Source organism: Terriglobus roseus (genome assembly GCF_900105625.1).
In the GTDB taxonomy this organism is placed as follows: Bacteria; Acidobacteriota; Terriglobia; order Terriglobales; family Acidobacteriaceae; genus Terriglobus; species Terriglobus roseus_B.
This window is the reverse complement of record NZ_FNSD01000001.1, coordinates 1,099,770-1,120,401: the sequence shown is the minus strand read 5'-3', so window position 1 is coordinate 1,120,401 and position 20,632 is coordinate 1,099,770. Positions and strand designations below refer to the sequence as shown.

Sequence of the window (20,632 nt, the reverse complement as noted above, 5' to 3'; positions counted from 1 at the left end):
CCGTACGCTGCGACATGCCGCTGTTAGATTCCGGTCATCTTGAGCATGGCTTCGGGCAGGCGAGCACCCTCAAGCGAGAGCTTGGAGGTGGCCTCCTCGATCTGCTTGAGTTCGTCTGCCGTCAGGACAACGCCTGCCGCTCCAACATTCTCTTCCATGCGGGCAGTCTTCTTCGTGCCAGGGATCGGAACGATCCATGGCTTCTGCGCCAATAGCCAGGCCAGTGCGAACTGCGCCGGTGTAACGCCCTTGCGTTCCGCCGCTGCCCTCACCGCATGAACCAGGAGCATGTTGGCTTTGCGAGCCTCCGGCGAGAAGCGCGGCACGTGGTTGCGGAAGTCGCTGTCATCGAACTTGGTGTTCTCGTCGATCTGACCTGTCAGGAATCCAGCGCCGAGCGGGCTGAACGGAACGAAACCGATGCCAAGCTCCTCGAGTACCGGCAAAACATCGGTTTCCGGCCCTCGCCAGAATAAGGAATACTCGCTCTGAAGAGCCGTCACCGGTTGCACGGCGTGTGCTTTCCGGATGCTTCCCACGCCTGCTTCAGACAGGCCGAAGTGCTTCACCTTGCCCTCGGTGATTAGTTCCTTCACCGCACCAGCGACATCCTCGATCGGCACATTCGGGTCCACGCGGTGTTGATAGAGCAGATCGATGTGGTCCGTGCGAAGACGCTTCAGGCAGGCATTTGCTGCGGCCTTGATGTGTTCGGGACGACTGTTGGTTCCTATGCCGCGCTTGCCGGTTTCCGGGTCAATATCGAAGCCGAACTTGGTCGCGATGATGACCTTGTCGCGGATGGGCTCGAGCGCTTCGCCGACCAGTTCTTCGTTTGCCAGCGGGCCGTACGCCTCCGCCGTATCGAAGAAGGTGACTCCCTTCTCATACGCCGTTCGAATCATTTGAATCATTTCGCTTTTTTCGCCTGCGGGACCGTAGGCGAAGGTCATGCTCATACAGCCCAAGCCAATGGCCGAGACTTCCAGATCTTTACCGAGAGTGCGCTTCTGCATCGTGTATCCAATCGTTTCTTAGTTAGTGTCAAGAGGGTTTGGTTCTACCCCGTGTCAGGGAAGTCTTGCAATCAGACGCGGTCCCGTTAGCTCCGGTGCTGATTGCTACTGAATGCTTTCGATGCGGCGTATCACACCGTCGCTCTTGGTCATGACATAAATCTCGCCATCACTGTCGGTTGCGAGCCGCATATCCGTTCGAGGCGGAAAGCTGCGTGCTGCGCGGAACGCAGCTGCCGCAGCCGATGGAGGAGCAGCCGGTGTACCGGCCGCGGGCGGCGTAGCGGTTGGAGGCGCAGCAGCAGGTGGTAATGCAGCTACGCGAATCTTTGCCCGCTCTGCCGCGATCTGCGGCAGGTCGGTCTTGATCTCCGTGTATGGAGCGAGAGTCGTCGGATCTCCATCGGTTGCGGAAACAAGGTCGGCCACCTTGGCATAGAAGATCCTGCCACTGGTGATATCGCCAAAGACCACGCAGCTCTGCAGTGCAGGCCACTTCTTTCCGCGATAGACGAAGCCGCCTGCGATGGCGTTGCCTTCCACCGAAGTTTTATAGGCAAGCGCGGAATCCTGCATCGGCACGCGGTCATTCATCACCACGGTATCGGAGATTCGCAGTGGCAATGTCTTATCCGCTGCTAGTGGCCCATAGATCGGACTCTCTGCCCGGAACTCCGGTCCTTCACGGAGCGGATAGCCATAGTTGGCACCGCGCTTAATGATGTCGATGGTCTCGTAACGTACGGGGTTGCCGCCGTTCGCTCCGATGACGAAGGCCAGCAGGTTGGCTTGACGTGGTGACTCCACGTCCCAGGTCATGCGATGCGGATTGCGCATGCCATAGGCCCAAATCTCTTTGCGAGCACCGGGCGTTGCAAAGAACGGATTGTCCCGGGGGATGCGGTATTGCCCGTTCTCGCTCACTTCGCTGTTCGCAACATGCTCCTTCAGGTCAGGCACGATGCGAATGATCTTTCCGCCGAAGTGATCGAGACGTTGCGGATTTAGGCGGCGCACATCAGTCAATTCTCCAGTACCGCCATCGCCGGTGGAAACGTAGAGCACACGCCAGTCCGCATCGCCGCGGCGCGCCGTCGGATTGAACGTGACGTCGTCCGTCGGATGGATGCCGTTCAGCAACTGAACGCGCAAGATCTCGCGGGCCGTGCCTTCAAACTTGGTGTCCTTGATGTTCTTGTCTGTCCACTCCACCAGCACGGCTTCACGCGTAATGGCGGCCGGCCCAGAGGGGGTAAATACCCCCTTGGTCGGCGTGTATTTTGACGTATCAAGTCCAGCCATCACGCCACCCTTGAGGCCGGCAGGTGCCGTGGATGCTACATCCTCCAGGTGGAGAGTGTAGAAGATGCCGTTCCGAGCGTAGTCGGGATCAAAGGTGAATCCCAGCAGTCCGCTTGCAAAACTGAAGTCCGCGATGAACCGTGGGAACAGACCCTTACCGTTGCCTGAACCGTCGAAGTCCAGGTAGACGACCGGTTGGTGTGTCTTCTTATCCAGAATGTAGAGAGGACCGCTTGAGTCGCTGACGAAGAGTCGATTCTGTCCAGGTTCTTCAACCAGGAAGTTGATCCGCGCCGGCTGAGACCGAGCGTCGTGACCTGTAAGCGGCATCTCCACAAAGTCAGAGAGCCGAGCTGTAAGTGCTTTCGGCGCAGTCTGAGCTGCTGCCGTGGTAGCGACCGCGACAGTCAGCCCCAATCCCCAAACGACTCGATTCACCAAGCGTGACTTAGCCATATTTCTCCGCTCCGTTGCTTCATCGGCGAGTGAGAGATTTCTGCGAATACTCCCGACGAATGCAAGTGTGCGCTCAGGAGTCGATTGAGTCTGCCAGAACTTGGCGAACTGACTGTTTTGACGGGTCAACGCCTCAGCGAGCCGGGGGAACCGTTGCGCGTCGTCCGGGCAGTTCGTCAGCCACGAGGTGCTGTTCGCCCGTGACGAGGGTGTGTTCACCAAAGTGATTCGTTTCGTTTCGGTGAAAAGCTGCATCATGGTAAAGACGAGCGCTCCAACGAGCGTGGGCGATTGAGCTGATGCGGGAGCGGATCACTTGGCAGAGCGCGAACCCTTAACGAGAACGTCGACGGATGCGGATCACGTCCGCTATCCCGGTGTCGGTACCCTCACGCTCATCTGGGCGCTCATCGGAGCGGTCGGATCCCTTCGTGGCTTCCTGACGTCGCCTGCTGCCAATCGTAGCGACTTCATCTTCTGGATCGCTTACATCGCATGCTTCATGCCATGGGGAGTGTTCTCAGCGATCGCCTTCCGCTTGGAGCGCCATCTTCCGCTCGGCCGCGAACAGTGGCTCAGCCACACGGCAAAGCTGGCGCTCGCGAGCATACCCGTCTGTGTTGTCGCAGCACCCTTGATGCGTTTCTCCTTCGCCGGCGCACTCTGGCTCTCTGGCCGCCCGTTTCCATGGGCGCGCTTTAAAAGCTTCTCGTTCTACGAGCTGGCGATTGGGGAGTTCTTCTTCTGGCTCAGCGTTGGTGCTTCCTACTCCATACGGGCTTTCTACCAGTTGCAGCAGCAGAAACATAAGGCAGTACAACTGGGCCTGGAGAAAAGCCTGTTGGAGGCGAGTCTGAACCAGGCTCAACTTGAGGTGCTGCGGGCGAAGCTGAACCCGCACTTCCTCTTTAACAGCCTGCAGAACATCTCGGTGCTCACGCGCCAGGACCCTGTCGTTGCAAGCCGGATGCTGGCAAAGCTCGGCGACCTCTTACGTGCGGTGCTACGAACAGACTCCGGTGCTGAGACGACTGTGGCGGACGAAATTGCGCTGCTTCGGCATTACATCGCACTGGAGAAGATGCGCTTCGGCGACCGGCTGGACTTCGAGATCGACGTGGACCGCAACGCAGAGGCAGGCTTGTTGCCAACCTTCCTTCTGCAGCCCCTCGTCGAGAACGCTGTCATTCACGGCATGCGCGATGTGCGGCATGACGGCGTCATTCGTGTGCAGGTAAGCGCAGGGGGCAAACAACTGCGTCTGCTGGTGAGCGACAACGGAACGGGATTCGAGAAGCAGACAAAGATCCACCGGATTGGCATCGGACTCAGTTCCACGCGCGAGCGACTCGAACGCATGTATCCCGGTGATCACTCGATCACCATCCGGGGTGCTGAGCCACGGGGCACCGAAGTCCTGATTGAGATCCCGTTCCGAGAGGATCGCGAGACCGTGAACTCACGGGAGGAGCAACGTGCGACTGCTGATCGTTGAAGACGAGCACCTCATCCGGTCCGGCATCCGCGACGATGTCCGGGCGATCCCGCAAGTGGAGGTGGCGGGCGAGTGCGGCTCCGTTGCGGAAGCTGTCGATGCCCTTCAGCGTATGAAGATCGACCTGGTGCTGCTCGACATTCAATTGCCGGATGGGACCGGATTCGATGTTGTGCGAACCATCGGCCCGGCGGCCATGCCGGCGGTTATCTTCATTACGGCGTACGACCAATACGCAGTTCAGGCCTTCGAATGCAGCGCCGTCGATTACCTGCTCAAGCCGTTTGACGATCTTCGGCTTCGCGCCAGCATCGAGAAGGTGCAGTCGCAACTTACACAACCTGCTTCCATGCTCCATCGGCTGGAGAGCCTCCTCAGCAATCACGCAGCACCTTGGCTACAACGACTCGTCGTTCGGAACGAGGAGCGCATCGATCTTGTCCCGGTCGACTCCATCGACTGGATCGAATCGGCAAACAACTATGCGGTGCTCCACTGCGGGGCAAAGACCTTTGTACTGGGCGAAACGCTGTCAGGCCTGGAACACCGCCTGGATCCGCAGCGGTTCTTACGTATCCACCGCCAACGCATCGTGAATCTCTCACGCGTTGCAGCATTGTTTCCGGTGGCAGGTGGCGTCTACGAACTTGAGCTCAGTGACGGAACTCGCTTTGGCACGGGACGGCAGTATCGCGACGGCATACAGAAACTGATACGGAGCTGAAAAGAAGTTCAAATTTCACGGACGTCGTCCCCGGTTGGCGAGTCACATACATAAGCTGCGCCCAGGATGTCGCGGAATACGGACTCATACTGCCGTTGAAAGCCATCTGCGAATCGTGACCACTGGCAGTCTCGCTCGCCCGTGTGGCGCGACTTGAACTCGGTCCTGTCAACCCCGGGGTCTGATTGCAACGCGCCTCGATCGTCCAAGAATTACGTTGCACAAGCGGTAGAATCGGCACGGACTAAAGACCATGCCCAGTCAGCTTTCAACACCGTGCGAGAAGTTTTCTAAAGAGCAAGAGCAAGCGATCCTGGTGGAGCTTGGATCCATTCTTGCCAACAGTCCGTTTCGCAGTAGCCGACGATTTTCGCTCATGTTGGAGCACTGTGTCCGGATGACACTTTCGGGACAGGTGGAACAGTTACGCGAGCGCCAGCTTGGAGTGGATGTGTTCGGACGCGAGCCTGGCTACGAAACCAGCGCCGATCCGGTGGTGCGGATGGCGGCTGGCGAGGTTCGGAAACGGCTCGCGCAACACTACGCATCGCTTGCGCAAAACAGCGCTGTCCGGATTTCTCTGCCGCTTGGCAGCTACTGCGTGGAGTTCCGATTCGCAGAGATTGAATCGTCTCAGTCACGCGCCGCAGAAGTCCCTCCGCTGATTTCGGCGGCACCGCCAGTCTTGTCGCAACCCGCGGATCCTCCTGTCGCCGGAAGTCCTCGGATGATGAGCCGCTCGCGTTTTTCTCTGATCGTCGGAGTCCTCGGCTTCCTGGTAGTCGGCCTGATCGGAGGTGCTTATTGGCGCGCAAGGACGGTCTCACCCTTTTTCCGCGGGATTAGCGCTCCCAGCCCGACGATCGTGGTGCTTGGCCAGTTACCCCAGGCGGACGCAACGCAATCCGTGACATTGCCGCTCGGTCAGGACATCTTCCGATCCGATGATGCCGTGACGATCGAGGGGGCTACCTCTGCCGTTGCCGTTTGCTCGGCTCTTACGAGGGTCGGCGGCAGCTGCAGTCTGCGGGAGGCCACTCGGATCACGCTCGCGGACCTGCAGAACCGCCCGGTCATTCTGTTTGGGGCATACAACAACAATTGGGCTCTTCGGATGACGCAGGAATTGCCATTCCGCTTTGGTCCGCTCGACTGTAAGTGCATCGTGGAACGAGCGACGGGGAGCCGTGTGGGGACCGTTGACTTCTCATTACCCCGGGACAAGATCTTTGTCGATTACAGCGTGGTCGCACGGTTCCAATCGCAGGTGACGGATGGCCCTGTGCTTGTCGTCGCGGGTGTGGGACCGATGAGCACCCAGGCCGCCGCTGACTATGTGAGTGCGCAGGAGCGAACGGCCGAGATTGTGCATCTTGCTCCCAGGGGCTGGAAGGGCGGCAACTTCGAACTGGTGCTCGGAACCGACGTCGTCGGTGGGGTGCCCGGTCACACGAGTATTGTCCGTGCTGCATTCTGGTAAGTGATTGTTAGGGAGCTATCTCTAACAATCCATTGAGAAATTACAGGTACGTTACCGGAACAGAACCTTTCCGACAGAATGCATCGCGATTAGGCTTGCGAAACTTGCAAGGGCGTATCCATAACTTTCGCCGAGTTTTGGATTCCCTGCGAGCGTTCTCTTTGAGAGGCCCTCATCGCATGCATACCCGCTCGCTGAAGTTACTCGCAGCCACCCTACCGCTCGCCGCCAGTCTCTCCTTCGCTCAGACGCCCACACTACGCGCAGGTGCGGCGATGGTCGACATTACACCGAAGCCTACGGACCTCACGGTCAAGACCGATAGCATTCGCGATCACCTCTTTGTGCGAGCCATTGTCGTTGCGTCGGGCGAAACCTGCGCAGCCATTGTTGCGATGGACCAGGGTGCCGTCCGGCTGGATGCCTATACCGCTGCTGTGCCGAAAGTTGCGGCGGCGACCGGATGCCCGGCGAGCAACATCCTCATCTCCGCAACGCACACGCACAGCGGATCGACCAACGGTCTTTCCGGGAATCCCGGCACGCAGACCATTGTGGATGCCATCGTGAAGTCCGCGACCGACGCCAAGGCGAAGCTGGCCCCCGCGACGGTGGGCTACGGGCGGACGACCGTCGACTTGAATGTGAATCGCGACCTGTTCAACAGCAAGCTGGAGTGGAGACAAGAACCCAACCCCCAGGGCGTCTCAGACAAGACACTCTCGGTGGTCGAGTTCATTGGCGCGGACTTCGTGCCCATTGCGGTGTACATCAATTACGCCATGCACCCGATCAACTTCTACCTCTCCGGCGTGATCAGCGCCGACTTCCCGGGGGAGGCATCACGCGCTCTTGAGTCCCACTTTGATGGCAAGACGGTCGCCCTCTTTACGCAGGGGACATCCGGCGACCAGAACCCCGCGCTCAAGGAAAACTTCCTCTCTTCGACACGCAACGGTGCGGAAAACTTCACGGAGAAGATTGGCGCTCCACCGCCGCCACCGCCGTCCGCTGCTCCCGGCTTCAATGCCGCCACGGCGAACTCCGGTATGAAGGAGGTAGCAGCGGAGAATCTTGCGGGCTACCACCGGGCGATCGATCGCGTGAGCGCGGATGTGACCATGATGGGCACGCTTCTGGCAGAGAAGACCCTTTACTTGATGCGGCATGATATCCATCCCACGGCGAATGCGCGCATCTGGGGTGGCCAGTCAGACTTCACTTGTCCCGGTCGTGATCGGCAGGATCGGGAGAATCCGGTCCGCGAGAATGCCATGCCGCCTTACAAAGACGGTGCGGACGTAAACCTGAAAGTCAGCTTGCTTCGCATCGGCGACATCTACGTTACGGGTGTCAACGGAGAGGTCTACACAAACATCGGGCTCAAGCTGAAGCAGTACGCACCGGCCAGCAAGGTCATCATCTCTACCCTGACGAATGGAGGGGCTAACTCCGGTTATATCTACTCCGACGATGCATACAGCCATCTTTCTTTCCAGGTGATCGGGTCGAGGCTAAAGCCGGGCTGCGCTGAAGACAAGATCGTCGATGCGGCGATTTCGTTGATGAAGAAGTCCGGGGAATAAGGCATTCACAACCCTCCAATTGCAATAGTCAAGCCGATGAGGAAGACAGGACCGTGACATTCACTAGAGGTTTTCATCCAGACAGCATCAATCGTCGCCAGTTCCTGACGCAAGCTTCCGCGGCGTTGCTGGCAACGTCAGCCCTTGCCAAAGCTGCGGCTCAAGCAGTAGACACTGCTCCCTCGACCGTTGAAGTAAAGACCGTCTACGGTCGACTGCGCGGAATGCAAGGGAACAAACTTACGACGTTTCGAGGCATCCCGTATGCAGGTTCGGTCTCGGGTGCCAACCGGTTCAAAGCAGCCCCACCTCTGTCGCCCTGGGAGGGAGTGCGCGACGCAGTACAGCTCGGAGCGCCATCGCTCCAACCGGGACGCACGTCGCGCGGTAACGAACCTGCACCATCTGAGGAGTGTCTCTTCCTGAATGTATGGACGCCGGCGGCAGATGGCCGCAAGCGCCCGGTCATGTTTTACAGCCACGGCGGTGGCTTCACCACAGGGTCTGGTGGCGCGAGCTACCAGGATGGAGGCAATCTCGCACGGACCTGGGATGTGGTGGTCGTCGCTACGAATCATCGCCTTGGCCTGATGGGCTATCTCTATCTTGGCGATCTCGGCGGGGTGGAATATACCGGCAACCAGGGTGTCACGGACATTCGCGACGGACTGAAGTGGGTGCATGACAACATCGCTGCGTTTGGCGGAGATCCAAACAACGTCATGATTTTTGGCGAAAGCGGCGGTGGTGGCAAGACCTCGGCGCTCTACGCGATGCCTTCTGCGGCGCCATACTTCAACAAAGCTTCTATTGAGAGTGGTCCGGGCATCCGCATCTACCCACGCGATTCGGCTGCGGAAACAACGCTCATGGTGTTGAAGCAACTGGGAATCGAAAAGGCCGACTGGCGGAAGCTGTTGGACGTGCCCGCAGAGAAGCTGGTCGAAGTGCAGGTGGAACTGGGGAAGCAGCGCTCGGGACCACTGACCCAGGGCGGCGGTAGCAAAGGCATGACGGGCAACCCGGTCCCCGGTGGGTTCGGTCCGGTCCTGGACGGTGTCATTCTGCCCAATCATCCGTTCGACCCCAAGGCTCCGGACATCTCCAGGAGCAAGCCGCTCATCGTGGGTTACAACCACGATGAGATGAACTTCTTCTTTGCGCAAAGCCGCTCTACAGACATCTACGAGATGGATGATGCTGCGCTTCGCGCGCGGTTGGAGAAAGACCTGGGCGAAAATGCAGGTCCGGTTTTAGAGGCGTATAAGATGAGCCGGCCGGAAGCTTCACCGGCGGACTTGTACGTTGCGATTACCACGGCTCGCTTCGCAGGTATCGGCGAGCGGACGATTGCAGAACGCAAGTTCGCGCAGCACGGAGCTCCCGTATACATGTACGTCTTCCGGCATGAGTCCGATCGGTTGATCCCCGGCACGCAGCACAAGATGGGCGCTGCACACGCGGCAGAGATTGCCTACAAGTTCAACAACGTGCAGCCACGCCCGGCCAACGCGGCAACTCCGCAGGCCGGCAGTCCGATGGGCGACACCAGCCCGAGCAGTGTGCAGGCAGCGCACAACATGAGCGAGTTCTGGAGTACGTTTGCCCGCACGGGCCACCCGTCTGCAAAGGGACAACCCGCATGGCCGGCTTACAACGATAAGGCGCGTCCGACCATGATGATCGACGCGGAGTGTAAGGTCATCAACGACCCGGATCCCTTGGAACGCAAGGTGTGGGATCGAATCGACGCAGTAACGAAAACGTAGAAAAGTCATTGGAAAGAAGATCCCATGAAGATGGATCGTAGATCTTTTGTTGGCACGATGATTACAGTAGCCACTGCCCGCGTAGTGCATGCGCAGGCAACCGGTTCGGCGTCGGAGTGGGGCTCTCCCGTTCTTGATTGTCACTTCCATCAGCGACCGACCATCGAAGCAAATCTCGCTCACCTCAACGGCGCGGGCTGTCAGGCTGCGTATCTGCTTACGCGATTGCAAAGCGCCGATGACGCAAAGCGCTTCATCGCTCAGGAACCAACGCGCTTTGCAGGATACGCAGTGGGCACCGATGTTACTGCTGCGGAGGCGGTACAGTTATTCACCACCGCGGTGAAAGCGGGAGCGCACGGCATAGGAGAGATCAAGTATCACGTCGAAGCCGATGGCCCTGAGATGCGTCGCATCTATGCCGCCGCTGCCGAACTGAACGTTCCCATCACGCTGCACTTCCAGGAAGTTCCGCATACGCCCACAGAAGGCGTGTTCAACACGGGCTTCAAACGGTTCGACAAGATCCTGAAGGCATACCCGAAGACAAAGTTCATCGGGCACTGCGATGCCTTCTGGGCCAACGTCAGTGCGGATTATGCGAACGACATCGACTATCCTCGTACACCAATCATCCGAGGCGGACTCACGGATCGGTGGCTTTCGGATTATCCGAACCTGTTCGGTGATCTCTCGGCTAACTCTGGCAACAACGCTCTCACTCGCGATCCGTCTTTCACCGCTGACTTTCTGAGGCGGCATCGCACCAAGCTGATCTTCGGCAGCGATTGCGCTTGCAGCGATGGACATGGAGCGGGGATCTCGCAGCAGGGTAATCCCGGCGCCGCCCGCCTCGCGGGTAAGTGCGTTGCGCGCGAGACGCTCACAACACTGAAAGCGAACACCACACCGGAACTCTTTCACCAACTTGTCTGGCTTAACGGCCATCGTGTCTTCAAGCTTCCCCTTTGATCTCATGGAGTGGGTAGAACTTTGGAAACACGCCGGCACGAACAGGAGAAACGATCAATGGACTTGCTTGGAAAACGCCGCGTCATGCTTGGCACAAGCCTGCTGCTCATGAGCCTGATGTCCGCCATTGCGCAGACACCTGCCTCGAATGGCCAGACTGCAGCTACACCAGCCACGGCCCAGGGTACGGGACCTCAAAGCCCTGCACGACGCGGCCCGGCGGCCTTTGACTTCGCGGACAATAACGGATTTACGTCCCTATTCGACGGAAGCCTGAAGGGATGGGACTTCGATAAGGGGCTTTGGGATATCCAGGATGGGGCCATCCACATCGCCGCTACTTGTGAGAAGCCCACCGGAACGGTGTACGCAATTACGGACACGGGTGAGTATGGCGACTTCATATTGAAATATGAGATGAAGGGTACGGGCAACATCAACGGTGGCATGCAATTCCGCAGCTACATTGCTGCGGACCCTGCTGCTGCGGGAACCCGCTTTCCTGCTCGGCAACGCCCTGCCGGTGGTGTGCCACCCAGCGGCTTTACGGGGCAAGCAGGGACCAGCATGGCTCCAGGACGTCCGCCCGCCTGCGCAAATCCTGGTATCGCCCCAACTCGTGCGTCCCAGGCTAAGTGGGATATGGCCGGACCACAGGTGGACTTTGACCGTAACAATAACTTCAGCGGTATGAACTACGAGCAGGGCGGCCGCGGCATCATCGCCCGTCCCGGGTACGCGCTCTATGCAGATTCTGACGGTGTGAAGTCACTCGCGCAAATTGCCACTAAAGACGTACTTGACTCCTGGTTTCACAAGGATGACTGGAACCAGTTTGTCGTTGTCGCTCTCGGCCACTCAACGTCGATCTTCCTTAACGGACACATGGTCACACAAATGATCGACAACGACAGTCGGTTCTTCCGAAGCTCAGGCAAGATCGGCATTGAATCCGAAGCCACTGGCGATTTGTGGGTGCGGGCCGTCTCAGTAAAGAAGCTGAACTAGGTCCTGCTCTCCTTGCCGGATTCGGCGCACGTTTTGAGGCAACATGCATACCGCAATCGCTTTGCCTGGACTGTCTATGGCGCTCGCTGAAGCGCGAGAGCGACCAGGCGCTCCGGCCGGCCACTCGCGTTCCGCCAGTCGAGTCGCCGAAGAGCATGGAGTCTGGCCAATACGGCTGACGGCAGTCGGCATTGGTGCTGGCAACGACCCAGTCCGCATCTGCTCATTTCCAGAAGCCAGGCTCGATCTTGGCTGGTTGTAGCAGCCACGGCAAGGAGGAGACCGCGCCCGAGGTCTTCGAACAAATGGCTGGAGCAAGTGTTGGTCCGAAGATGCAACCCCACCAGTTGTTGGTTGCGTCGACGGCGCCCGTACCAAGGTTGGCGACGCCAATGCCTTTGCCCAGCAGATTGTTAAATTGCACCGTGACAGCCTGGGTATTCTTCACGGCGACATCGATCCCTTCGTCCAGCATGGTGTTTGCCGAAAGAATGTTGCCGCTGGCATTGGTGGTGGGAACGCCGGAGAACACATTGATGCCTGTGGGAGCCGCCGTCGCTGCGTCGCCCGTGTCGGCGCCGTTGCCGATCAGCGTGTTGCCCACGAGCATGTTGTCACTCAGTTGCTGCTCCGGTGCGTGGGCGTGCATGGCGATGCCGGGGTGGCCATTGTCCTTGGCGAAGTTACTTACCACCACGTTGCCATACGTCTTTGCCCCCGGGATCGAGGCGAAGATACCAAAGCCCGCGCCACCGCCGATGCCTGCACCATTGCGCAGAGAGCGATTGCCGAACACCGTGTTGTGATAAACCCCGAAGGGTAGTGCTGCTCCCGTGCTCGGTGCGGGCACGTGCGACGCCATGGTGATGCCGCAGGCATTCGGATTGTCGTGCACGTCATTAAAGCTGATCAGGTTGTCGTGTGTGGGGCCGCTGTCGTCGGAGATGAGAATGCCACCGGCGTTCCCTGTGACGGTATTGTTGGTGACGATACTGTGATCGACCGCTTGTAAGTGGATGCCTTCACCACAGTCTTGCGCTTCGCCTGGTTCATAGGTTGGCAGATCGGGGCAATTGCCACCTGCGAGTGACGTGTTGTTGTTTTTCACCGTGTTGTCGGACACGCTCACATAGGACGCGTTCAGCACCAGGACGCCCTCGTGCTTGGCGTTCTTGATCGTCAGTTTGGAGATATGGACTGAGGCGAGCCCGGGATTGCTCATCCCATCGATGAACACGCCGTTGGTAAAACCACTCGCATCGATGACACCATTGTCAATTGAAGTAAGCGATAGCGGCTTATTAATAATCACTTCTTCGTGGAAAGTACCTTGCACAATCACGACAGTGTCGCCGGGGTTTGCCGCAGCGATAGCAGCGCCGATGTGGTGATAGCAACCGCCCCCACTGACTGTTACGCAGAGGGTCGTAGCAGCTGCGGTAAGACCGCACGAAAGGGCGATGGTGCCTGCAAGAGCATAGCTCAGAAACTTCATTGTCATCCTCAGAGGATTCGTTGTAGTTCCACTGAAAGCCGGGGAAACAGATACAACCTATGAGTCAAAGCTCCAGGTTGTAGCGCTTCAGGAGACAGCTGCGATTGGAGACAGGAAAGCGTCGTCATGCTACTCGCAGCGGTAGCACTCTTCAACGACAATATGCAACTGTAGGCGTTAGGCGACTGACGGAAGCAAGCCGATGCGTGAGTTGACTTAGGGGGGAGCTTCCACTTTCGCAATAGATGCTCGACACTGTCCGACGCAGCCTCGAGAACGGTGTTGCCGTAGCCCGCCCCTGCTCACTTCCAAAGTCAGAGCTTTTTCTACCAAGCGCGTTCGCCATGAAACTCTTCTCCGTTTTTGAAGCTCTAAGGCGGGATGACTGTTACCGGTAACCGGCTCCTTGACTGCGCTCCTGAAGAGGTTCGCGCAGCACTCCTTGCAGAGGCACGATGCGTTCACATTCCTTTAGGTCATGCTCTTTCCAGGGCCCATGCGGTGCCACGAAATGTCTTCTTTCCAGTCGGCGTGGTTGCCGCCCAGATGGTGACCACAGAAGAAGCTGAAGCAGTAGCGGTCGGATTATTAGGGGTTGAGGATGTTGCCAATTGCTTTGCCCTGTTGGGACATCGGACCTCTTCAGCCAGGTGTGTGGCAGTGACGGCTGGTGCGAGCTATTGCATTCCCCTCGAGAGGATGCGGCAACTCTTCGAGCGCGATTCGGCGGTCCGAGCACTCATTCTCGACCACCTCCAGTACCAACTGGCAATCCACGACCAGATCTCCGCCTGCAACAGGCTGCATGGAATCGATCAGCGGCTCGCGATGTGGCTTCTGAGCCTTGCTGATCAACTAGGGTCTCAGACCTTCGCAATGACTCAGATGGCTCTGTCTTCGATCCTCGGTGTCCAGAGGTCCTCACTCAATCTCGCTGCAGCAGCGCTGAAGACGGGCGGCCTCATTGACTACCGCCGAGGCCGGTTATGGATTCAGGATCGGGAGGGTCTGATTGGCCGGGCATGCTCGTGCTACTCCGCTTCACAACGTCTAGTGCGACAGCTTCACAAGACCGAGGCACGGGAACTATCGAATCCCGCAGCTTGGGCCGAGCGTCGCTAGTTCCGATACAGACGCAGAGGTCCTGGGTCACTCAGTAAGAACTCGCCGATCCATCTGGCGACCTTCCTCGTCCTGCGGAATCATCAGGTAGGCCTGGCCGGGGACTCGCGGACGCGAAGTGTTGCGGTGTTTTTCTCCCGAGCGAAGAGATCGGATCAGTGGCCGCCCTCTGGAGCTTTGGCGCCAGATTTGAGACCTGCGGTGAATAGGACGAGTGGAGCGGCTACCAATGTGAGGACGCCCATGAGGTGGAAGCAGTCCATAAAGGCCAGTAGCCTGGTTTGGGCGTAGAGCTGGTCATAGTAGCGCGAGGTCGCGGCTGCGATGCTGTCGGCTGCAGCGTAGCCGTGGGCCTGGAGATAGGTGGCAGTGCTTTGAATGGATTGGTGAAGGCTGAGTGACGAGTCGGTCAGGTTGGCAGCCATACGGTCCTGGTGGAAGTCCTGCCGACGCTCGGACATGGTGGTGACAAAGGCAATGCCGAAGCTGCCACCCCAGTTTCGAAAGAAGTTCGTCAGCGACGACGCTTTGTTATTCTGCGCCGGCGAGAGCTGCGAGTAGGCAATGACGGAGAGTGGTACGAAGAAGAAGGCGTAGCCAAGGCCTTGTAAGGCACGGGCCAGGGCGTAGTGCTTATAGTCGGTCTGCAGGTTGAAGTGGCTGTAGTGGAGGAAGGCGTAGCCCACGGTGAGAACTGCGCCGAAGAGCAGGTTCTTTGGCTTGATGATGCCGCGTTGCACGAGCTGCGCGCCGACCGGAGCGAGACACGTAATGACGAAGGCACCGGGGCCGAGCACCAATCCGGCGTCGATAGCGCGGTAGCCATACAGAGACTGCAGGATCTGCGGGATCATTGTCGTTGATGCAAAGAGGCCGATCCCGAAGACAAAGTAGAAGACATTCGCGATAGCAAAGTTACGTACCTTCAACAGACGGAAATCGATGATCGGGTCCGGTGTGCGCAGTTCCCACCAGACGGCAGCAGTAAGACAGGAGATGCCGATGAAAGCGCACCAGCAGATAAAGGTAGAGCCGAACCAGTCTTCGATCTGGCCGCGATCGAGGAGAATCTCGAGTGCGGCGGAACCGACACCGACGAGTGCGATTCCGATGCCGTCGATATTGAGCCTGCCGTTTATGCGAACAGAGTTCCGTTCCTTCTGAAAGGAGTCGGGGTCGTGCACGAAGCGGTTGGTAAGGAGCAGCGAAAGAATACCAACCGGAATGTTAATGAAGAAGACCCAGCGCCAGTTGTAGTTATCGGTGATCCAGCCGCCGAGGACCGGGCCGATGGCGGGTGCGGTGACGATGGCTATCGTGTAGAGCGCAAATGCACTGGCTCGCTGCGCGGGTGGGAACGTATCGACGAGGATAGCTTGTTCGACTGGCGCCAGGCCTCCTCCGCCGATACCTTGCAGCACACGGGCCATGAGCATGACTCCGAGTGTTGGCGCGATGCCGCAGAAGAAGCTAGTGATCGTAAAGAGCGCGACACAGGCCATATAGTAGTTTTTTCGCCCGAAGACGCGCGAAAGCCATGCGGACATTGGCAGGACGACGGCGTTTGCAACCAGGTACGTGGTGAGTATCCAGGTGACTTCATCAAAGGAGCGTCCGAGGCCACCAGCAATGTATGGCAAGGAAACGTTTGCAATCGAGGTGTCAAGCAACTCCATGAAGGTGGCAATGGTGACGGTGAGGGCGATGACCCAAGGATTGATAGCTTGTCGCGTTGCTCCACTCACGTCTCGATAGCTCCTTTAAAAGAAACCGAACGGTCGCTTTTATGCATCTGATTCTTGTCGCGGCACGCAGGGTTCAAAAATAATGCGCGGTATGCTTGAGGACTGATGACCAAAGGTGAAGAAACGCGGCAGACGATCATTGAACGGGCAGCGCCCCTCTTCAATCGACGTGGCTTCCATGGGTGCAGCATGAGCGACATCATGGAGGCAACGGGGCTCGAAAAGGGCGGCATCTACCGACACTTTTCGAGCAAGGAAGAGATTGCGGAGGCCTCGTTCCGTTACTCGGTGGAAGCTTCCGTTAAGCTGCGCACGTCAGGTGTGCCGCAAGGTGAGAGCCCGATGGAAACGCTGCGCGCTCTGATTGCACGTTTCGTTCATACACCTTCAGCGGTGGCGGGTGGTTGTCCGCTGATGAACACGGCAATTGATGCGGACGATGGCAATGAGAGGCTACGCGGGCTGGTGCGCGAAGCGTTCAAAGCCTGGCGTGACCGTATCGTTTCGATCCTGGAGCTGGCGATTGCTGCGGGTGAGTTGGCCGCTGACGCGGATGTAGCCTGGCTGGCGAACACGGTGATGACTTCACTAGAGGGCGCCGTGATGCTGAGCCGGCTTGAGCGGCGCAAGGAACCGTTGCTGCACGCGCAGAAGGCTCTGGAATTGATTCTGGATACGGTGCTTATGAAGCCCCGAAACAGCGAATTCGAGCGCTGAGTCCTTTGGCATGATCGAAGCTGCAGTGCGTGGATTGGTCGTTGTTCGTTGCGAGCATGCGGAAGAGCGTGGATTGCTGTGCGTCGTGAAGCCACGTAAACCATCGTCGATGCAGCCAGCGATTGCCAATCATCGGTACATCGATTGGCAATCGGTCATGGCTCGTTTCAAGCCGCACCAAGGCTTCGCTACGACACACTGCAAGGAGCTCGCAGTGTTGGCTGGCTCTTTGCAGCGTGAGTCAGAAGGAGTAGCGGAGTGCGAACTGCATGCTGCGTGGGCTATTGGATTGCGACGTGGCCACGCCCAGTGTTGGGGAAGTGACGCCACCGCCGCCCGTGCTGAAGAGTGGGTGGTTGAAGAGGTTGAAAGCTTCAGCGCGGAATTGTAGTTGGTGTTCGCCGTAGATCTGGAAGTTCTTAATTGCGGACAAGTTTGTCTGGAAGATCATGGGTTGCGAGCCGACTGAGCGCGTGGTGCCATACTGCCCGTTGGCAGGCTGTGCGAAGCAACCAGGATTGAAGATGTTGAAGCGCGTGCGGTGGAAGTTGGCGGTCGGACTGCTGCAGGTGAGATTGGCATAGACGTTCCCATAGGGGCTTGTATCAGCGTTTTTGTTCGCGGTCACACTGATTGGCTGGCCCGACGCAAAGTACTGCAGGCCCGCAAGTTCCCACCCACCGACGATCTCACGGTTGAAGATGTTGTTGGAGTTGAGGAAGCGCTTGCCGGGGCCGAATGGCAGGTAATAGATGGGGCTTATGTTGATGTCGTGCTTCCGATTGAAGCTGGCGGGACCATAGGTAAGACTGGGCCGGTACAGGTTTTGCTGGTTGCTGTTGTCGCCGTCAATCACGTTCAGCGCCTTCTGATAGGTGTAGGCCACGAGTACCTGGAAATCATGCGAAAGCTTGCGGTCAAGCTTTACACCGAGGGCGTTGTAGTTCGCACTGTAAGCGTTGAGCTGGCCGTCAATGGGGCCTGCGTTTGGGAAAGGCCGCACGTCGAGCTTGCCAGTAGTGTTGCCCGGCGAAAATGCGATGGGTTGGTTGAGATCGGCGCGTGCGGACTGGTGACGTGTGACATTGCCGAGGTATTGCACGGTGAGCATGGTGCTGCTGCCGAGCGTGCGCTCGACGTCGAGATTCCACTCCTGTGTCGAGGTGTCCTTGAGCGTCGGATTGATAGAGTAGCCGCCCTGCCCCGGAACCGATGGCGGGTTGGCGATGAACAAGTCCTGGATATTCCTGGGCGTTGCGATGTTCAGGCTGTAGCTCTGTGCTACGACGTTTGGTGAATAAAGCAGCATGAACTGCAGATTGTTGTAAAGGATGGGAGCGTAGTAGATGCCGTAGCCGCCTCGGATAGCGGTGCTGTTGCTGGCCTTGTAGGAGAAGCCGACACGCGGGCCGAAGTCACCATAGTTGGCGTTCCATGACCCGGGGCGGTTGGAGTTAGTGGCGAGCGAGTAGAGTGCGCCGCGATTGTTCTTGTCCGTAGGCGGATTGACGTAGTCATACCGCAGTCCAATGTTGAGCGTGAGTCGCGGCGTTGCGCGCCAGTCATCCTGCAGGAAGCCGGAGACGTCGAACTCTCGAAAAGCACCGGCCGAGGTACCGACGAGACCGCTGCCAGTGTTGGGGAAACCGAGTTCTAAGTCGGCGAGAGCGTTGCCCTGATTGGTGGAACTGCGCTTGCCAGCGACGTATTGCGAGGTCGCTGATCCGTCGAAGTTGTAGTTGCCGTTGTTGGTGACGACCCACGTGCCGTTGAACTGGACGCGGATGAACTCCCCACCGAAGGTGATGGTGTGATTGCCTCGGGTCCAAGTGACCTGGTCGGCGAACTGGTAGCGGTTTTGGATGGCACCCTGCGGCGAATAGGGATCGCCGAGCGAGGTGTAGTTGTTCACGCCGATAGCGGGCGGGGTGGAGATGCTCAGGGAAGGATTGAGGTTATTGAGGCCGTAGAAGTTCGCGTAGTTCTTAGCGCCGAGTCCCTGCTGTGTGCGGAACAGGTTACTGCGGTTGTAGCCGATCTTGAGCGCGTTGACGAGATGGTCATTGATGATCTGCGTATCGGTGATGGAGGCGTTGGTACCGGTCAGGGGCACGCTGATACCGAAGAGTCCGGGCGTAATCGTGTTGGCCCCACCCGAACTGGAGAAGCGTGCGACGGTGCCGAAAAGCTGATTTTTTGAGGAGACGTTCCAGTCACCGCGGGCGAGGTATTCGTCGTAGTTGCTGACGGACGCTAAGTTCGTTCGGTAGTTGATGTTGTTGACGAGCGGAGCGTTGGGAAGCGGATAGTTCTGGAGCCATAACTGGGCAAACGCGCTGAGTGTGGGGATTTTGTTATTAGCAAACGGCTGGGACGTGCCCGTTGCCGAGTTGTAGGTGGCGGGGTTGTAGATCACTGGGTCAGCAGAGAAGTCACCCGACCGCTCGGCGGCGGTTGGCACGCGGTTCTGGGAGAGGCTGGACGAATGGCTGCGCAGGCCTGAGTAGTCGAAGAAGCCGAAAATCCTGTTCTTGAAGATAGGACCACCAAGGTTGCCACCGAAGAGGTTGTAGCGGACCGGCGGCTTCGTGGTGGCGAAGTAGTTCTTCGCATTTGCTGCGTCGTTCTGGAGGAAGTCGTAGACGGTGCCATGGAAGGAATTGGAGCCGCTCTTGGTGATGGCGTTGACGATAGCCGGCTGCCGGAAGATAGCGGGGGCGTTGCTGTAGGTTGTGTTGACTTCTTTCGCTGCTTCGACTGAGGCCAGGATGTTTGCGGTCTGGGTGAGGAGGTTGGTGTTGTCAATACCGTCCTGCAGGAACTGCGTCTGGTTGGGCCCGAGGCCAGAGAGGATGACGGCATTGCTGGTCTGCTGGTAGAAACTCTGGTCGCCCGCGGAAGTGCTGGCATCGGTGCCGGCCTGGGCGGCTGGGCCGAGTGTGGCGATGCTGAGGATGCTGCGGCTACCGTTGGGCAGGGTAGTCAGCTGCACGCTGTCGACCGAGGTGGCGAGGTCATGGCTCTCAGTCTGCAGGGCTACGGCGCCCGAGGTCGCCGATACTGTGACTTGCTCGGAAACGTTGCCAACCTTCATCTGGATGTTCTGGCTGAGTCCGCCAAGACTAAGGGCTGCCTGCTGCACGGCCGTGGCGAAGCCCGGGGCAGATACGGTGATCTTGTAATTGCCGACCGTGAGTGAGGGCGCGGTGTAGAAACCATTCGCATCGGTCATAACGACACGGACGGCGGTGGTGTCGGTGTTTTGGATGCTGACGCTGGCGTTGGGAAGGCCGCCCCCGCCGGCGTCGGTAACGGTTCCGGTGATCGTGGCAAGGTTTGTCTGGGCATGTGCCTGCCGCGCCGGAACTGTCATTACGGCGATAGTCGAAAGCAGCGCTGGAAGCACAAAGCCGGCAAGCGCCGCTTGCTTCTGGCCTGCGTTCCGTACCCGGAGTGCCTCCCGATGCCGATCTGCCGGTGTCGGCATGTTCTCTTGAAGTGATTTAGTACCCATGTCTCTGACTTCTCCCCAAAATTCCATTTGTGAAACCCGCACGTACGAGGACTCACAACTATGGTTTGGCGGAAACGGCTGTCAACGACGGGTAGGTATGGTGTAGGTACGGTGCGGTGCGTACAGTCAACTTTCCAGCGGAAAATTCCATCGACTAGTGGCCTGGCTCATTTGCCCGTCGCGTTCCGGGCACTTTGAGTAGCCGACTGTCTTTGGGGCCCGATGTCGTGC

Annotated in this window: 16 protein-coding genes; 9 read left to right on the top strand and 7 right to left on the bottom strand. The window is 58.4% G+C overall.

Going from position 1 to position 20,632, the window contains the following annotated elements; genetic code table 11:
- Window positions 1–23: 23 nt before the first annotated feature.
- Both BLW03_RS04405 and BLW03_RS04400 read right to left on the bottom strand, forming a co-directional pair.
- Window positions 24–1,016, bottom strand: a complete 993-nt coding sequence (locus tag BLW03_RS04405) for an aldo/keto reductase (RefSeq protein ID WP_074652524.1) — start codon at window positions 1,014–1,016, stop codon at window positions 24–26.
- A 105-nt stretch (window positions 1,017–1,121) separates the two neighbouring features.
- Complete coding sequence (locus BLW03_RS04400) at window positions 1,122–2,774, bottom strand: PQQ-dependent sugar dehydrogenase (protein WP_074652523.1); 1,653 nt, start codon at window positions 2,772–2,774, stop codon at window positions 1,122–1,124.
- Window positions 2,775–3,090: 316 nt separating this feature from the next.
- Here BLW03_RS04400 and BLW03_RS04395 point away from each other — a divergent pair, with 316 nt between their 5' ends.
- From BLW03_RS04395 to BLW03_RS04365, 7 genes are all read left to right on the top strand, one after another.
- Window positions 3,091–4,269: a sensor histidine kinase gene (locus BLW03_RS04395; protein WP_074652522.1), complete on the top strand. Its 1,179-nt coding sequence runs from the start codon at window positions 3,091–3,093 to the stop codon at window positions 4,267–4,269.
- The gene (locus tag BLW03_RS04390) at window positions 4,250–4,993 is read left to right on the top strand and encodes a LytR/AlgR family response regulator transcription factor (protein ID WP_074652521.1); all 744 of its coding nucleotides are present in this window, start codon (window positions 4,250–4,252) and stop codon (window positions 4,991–4,993) included. The genes BLW03_RS04395 and BLW03_RS04390 overlap by 20 nt, the downstream gene beginning before the upstream one ends.
- A gap of 397 nt (window positions 4,994–5,390) precedes the next feature.
- The gene (locus BLW03_RS04385; protein ID WP_074652520.1) at window positions 5,391–6,473 is read left to right on the top strand and encodes a hypothetical protein; all 1,083 of its coding nucleotides are present in this window, start codon (window positions 5,391–5,393) and stop codon (window positions 6,471–6,473) included.
- A gap of 179 nt (window positions 6,474–6,652) precedes the next feature.
- Entirely contained in the window at window positions 6,653–8,059 is a 1,407-nt protein-coding gene (locus tag BLW03_RS04380; RefSeq protein WP_083350323.1) for a neutral/alkaline non-lysosomal ceramidase N-terminal domain-containing protein, read from the top strand.
- Between the two features lie 53 nt (window positions 8,060–8,112).
- On the top strand, window positions 8,113–9,828 hold the full coding sequence (locus BLW03_RS04375; protein ID WP_074652518.1) for a carboxylesterase/lipase family protein: 1,716 nt from the start codon (window positions 8,113–8,115) through the stop codon (window positions 9,826–9,828).
- A gap of 30 nt (window positions 9,829–9,858) precedes the next feature.
- Window positions 9,859–10,800 carry an amidohydrolase family protein gene (locus BLW03_RS04370; protein ID WP_074655768.1) on the top strand — a complete coding sequence of 314 codons (942 nt, stop codon included), beginning with the start codon at window positions 9,859–9,861 and terminating at the stop codon, window positions 10,798–10,800.
- Window positions 10,801–10,857: 57 nt separating this feature from the next.
- Window positions 10,858–11,808, top strand: coding sequence for a 3-keto-disaccharide hydrolase (locus tag BLW03_RS04365; RefSeq protein WP_074652517.1), 951 nt, complete (start codon window positions 10,858–10,860; stop codon window positions 11,806–11,808).
- Window positions 11,809–12,031: 223 nt separating this feature from the next.
- Here the strand turns inward: BLW03_RS04365 and BLW03_RS04360 are convergent, their stop codons facing one another.
- Both BLW03_RS04360 and BLW03_RS20975 read right to left on the bottom strand, forming a co-directional pair.
- On the bottom strand, window positions 12,032–13,303 hold the full coding sequence (locus BLW03_RS04360) for a right-handed parallel beta-helix repeat-containing protein (protein ID WP_074652516.1): 1,272 nt from the start codon (window positions 13,301–13,303) through the stop codon (window positions 12,032–12,034).
- 642 nt (window positions 13,304–13,945) lie between these two features.
- Window positions 13,946–14,158: a hypothetical protein gene (locus BLW03_RS20975; RefSeq protein WP_244501959.1), complete on the bottom strand. Its 213-nt coding sequence runs from the start codon at window positions 14,156–14,158 to the stop codon at window positions 13,946–13,948.
- On the opposite strand from BLW03_RS20975, the gene BLW03_RS21275 reads away from it, so the two are divergent.
- On the top strand, window positions 14,132–14,425 hold the full coding sequence (locus BLW03_RS21275; RefSeq protein ID WP_432279820.1) for a helix-turn-helix domain-containing protein: 294 nt from the start codon (window positions 14,132–14,134) through the stop codon (window positions 14,423–14,425). The two genes, BLW03_RS20975 and BLW03_RS21275, sit on opposite strands and share 27 nt — an antisense overlap.
- Before the next feature lie 155 nt (window positions 14,426–14,580).
- Here BLW03_RS21275 and BLW03_RS04350 read toward each other — a convergent pair whose 3' ends face one another.
- Window positions 14,581–16,170 (bottom strand): DHA2 family efflux MFS transporter permease subunit, encoded by a 1,590-nt coding sequence (locus tag BLW03_RS04350; protein ID WP_074652514.1) that lies wholly within the window; start codon window positions 16,168–16,170, stop codon window positions 14,581–14,583.
- A gap of 39 nt (window positions 16,171–16,209) precedes the next feature.
- Window positions 16,210–16,350 (bottom strand): hypothetical protein, encoded by a 141-nt coding sequence (locus BLW03_RS20970; protein WP_244501958.1) that lies wholly within the window; start codon window positions 16,348–16,350, stop codon window positions 16,210–16,212.
- Between the two features lie 9 nt (window positions 16,351–16,359).
- Between BLW03_RS20970 and BLW03_RS04345 the strand changes: the two genes are divergently transcribed.
- Window positions 16,360–16,887, top strand: a complete 528-nt coding sequence (locus BLW03_RS04345; protein WP_244501957.1) for a TetR/AcrR family transcriptional regulator — start codon at window positions 16,360–16,362, stop codon at window positions 16,885–16,887.
- Between the two features lie 241 nt (window positions 16,888–17,128).
- Here the strand turns inward: BLW03_RS04345 and BLW03_RS04340 are convergent, their stop codons facing one another.
- Window positions 17,129–20,401, bottom strand: coding sequence for an outer membrane beta-barrel protein (locus tag BLW03_RS04340; protein ID WP_074652512.1), 3,273 nt, complete (start codon window positions 20,399–20,401; stop codon window positions 17,129–17,131).
- Window positions 20,402–20,632: the final 231 nt, after the last annotated feature.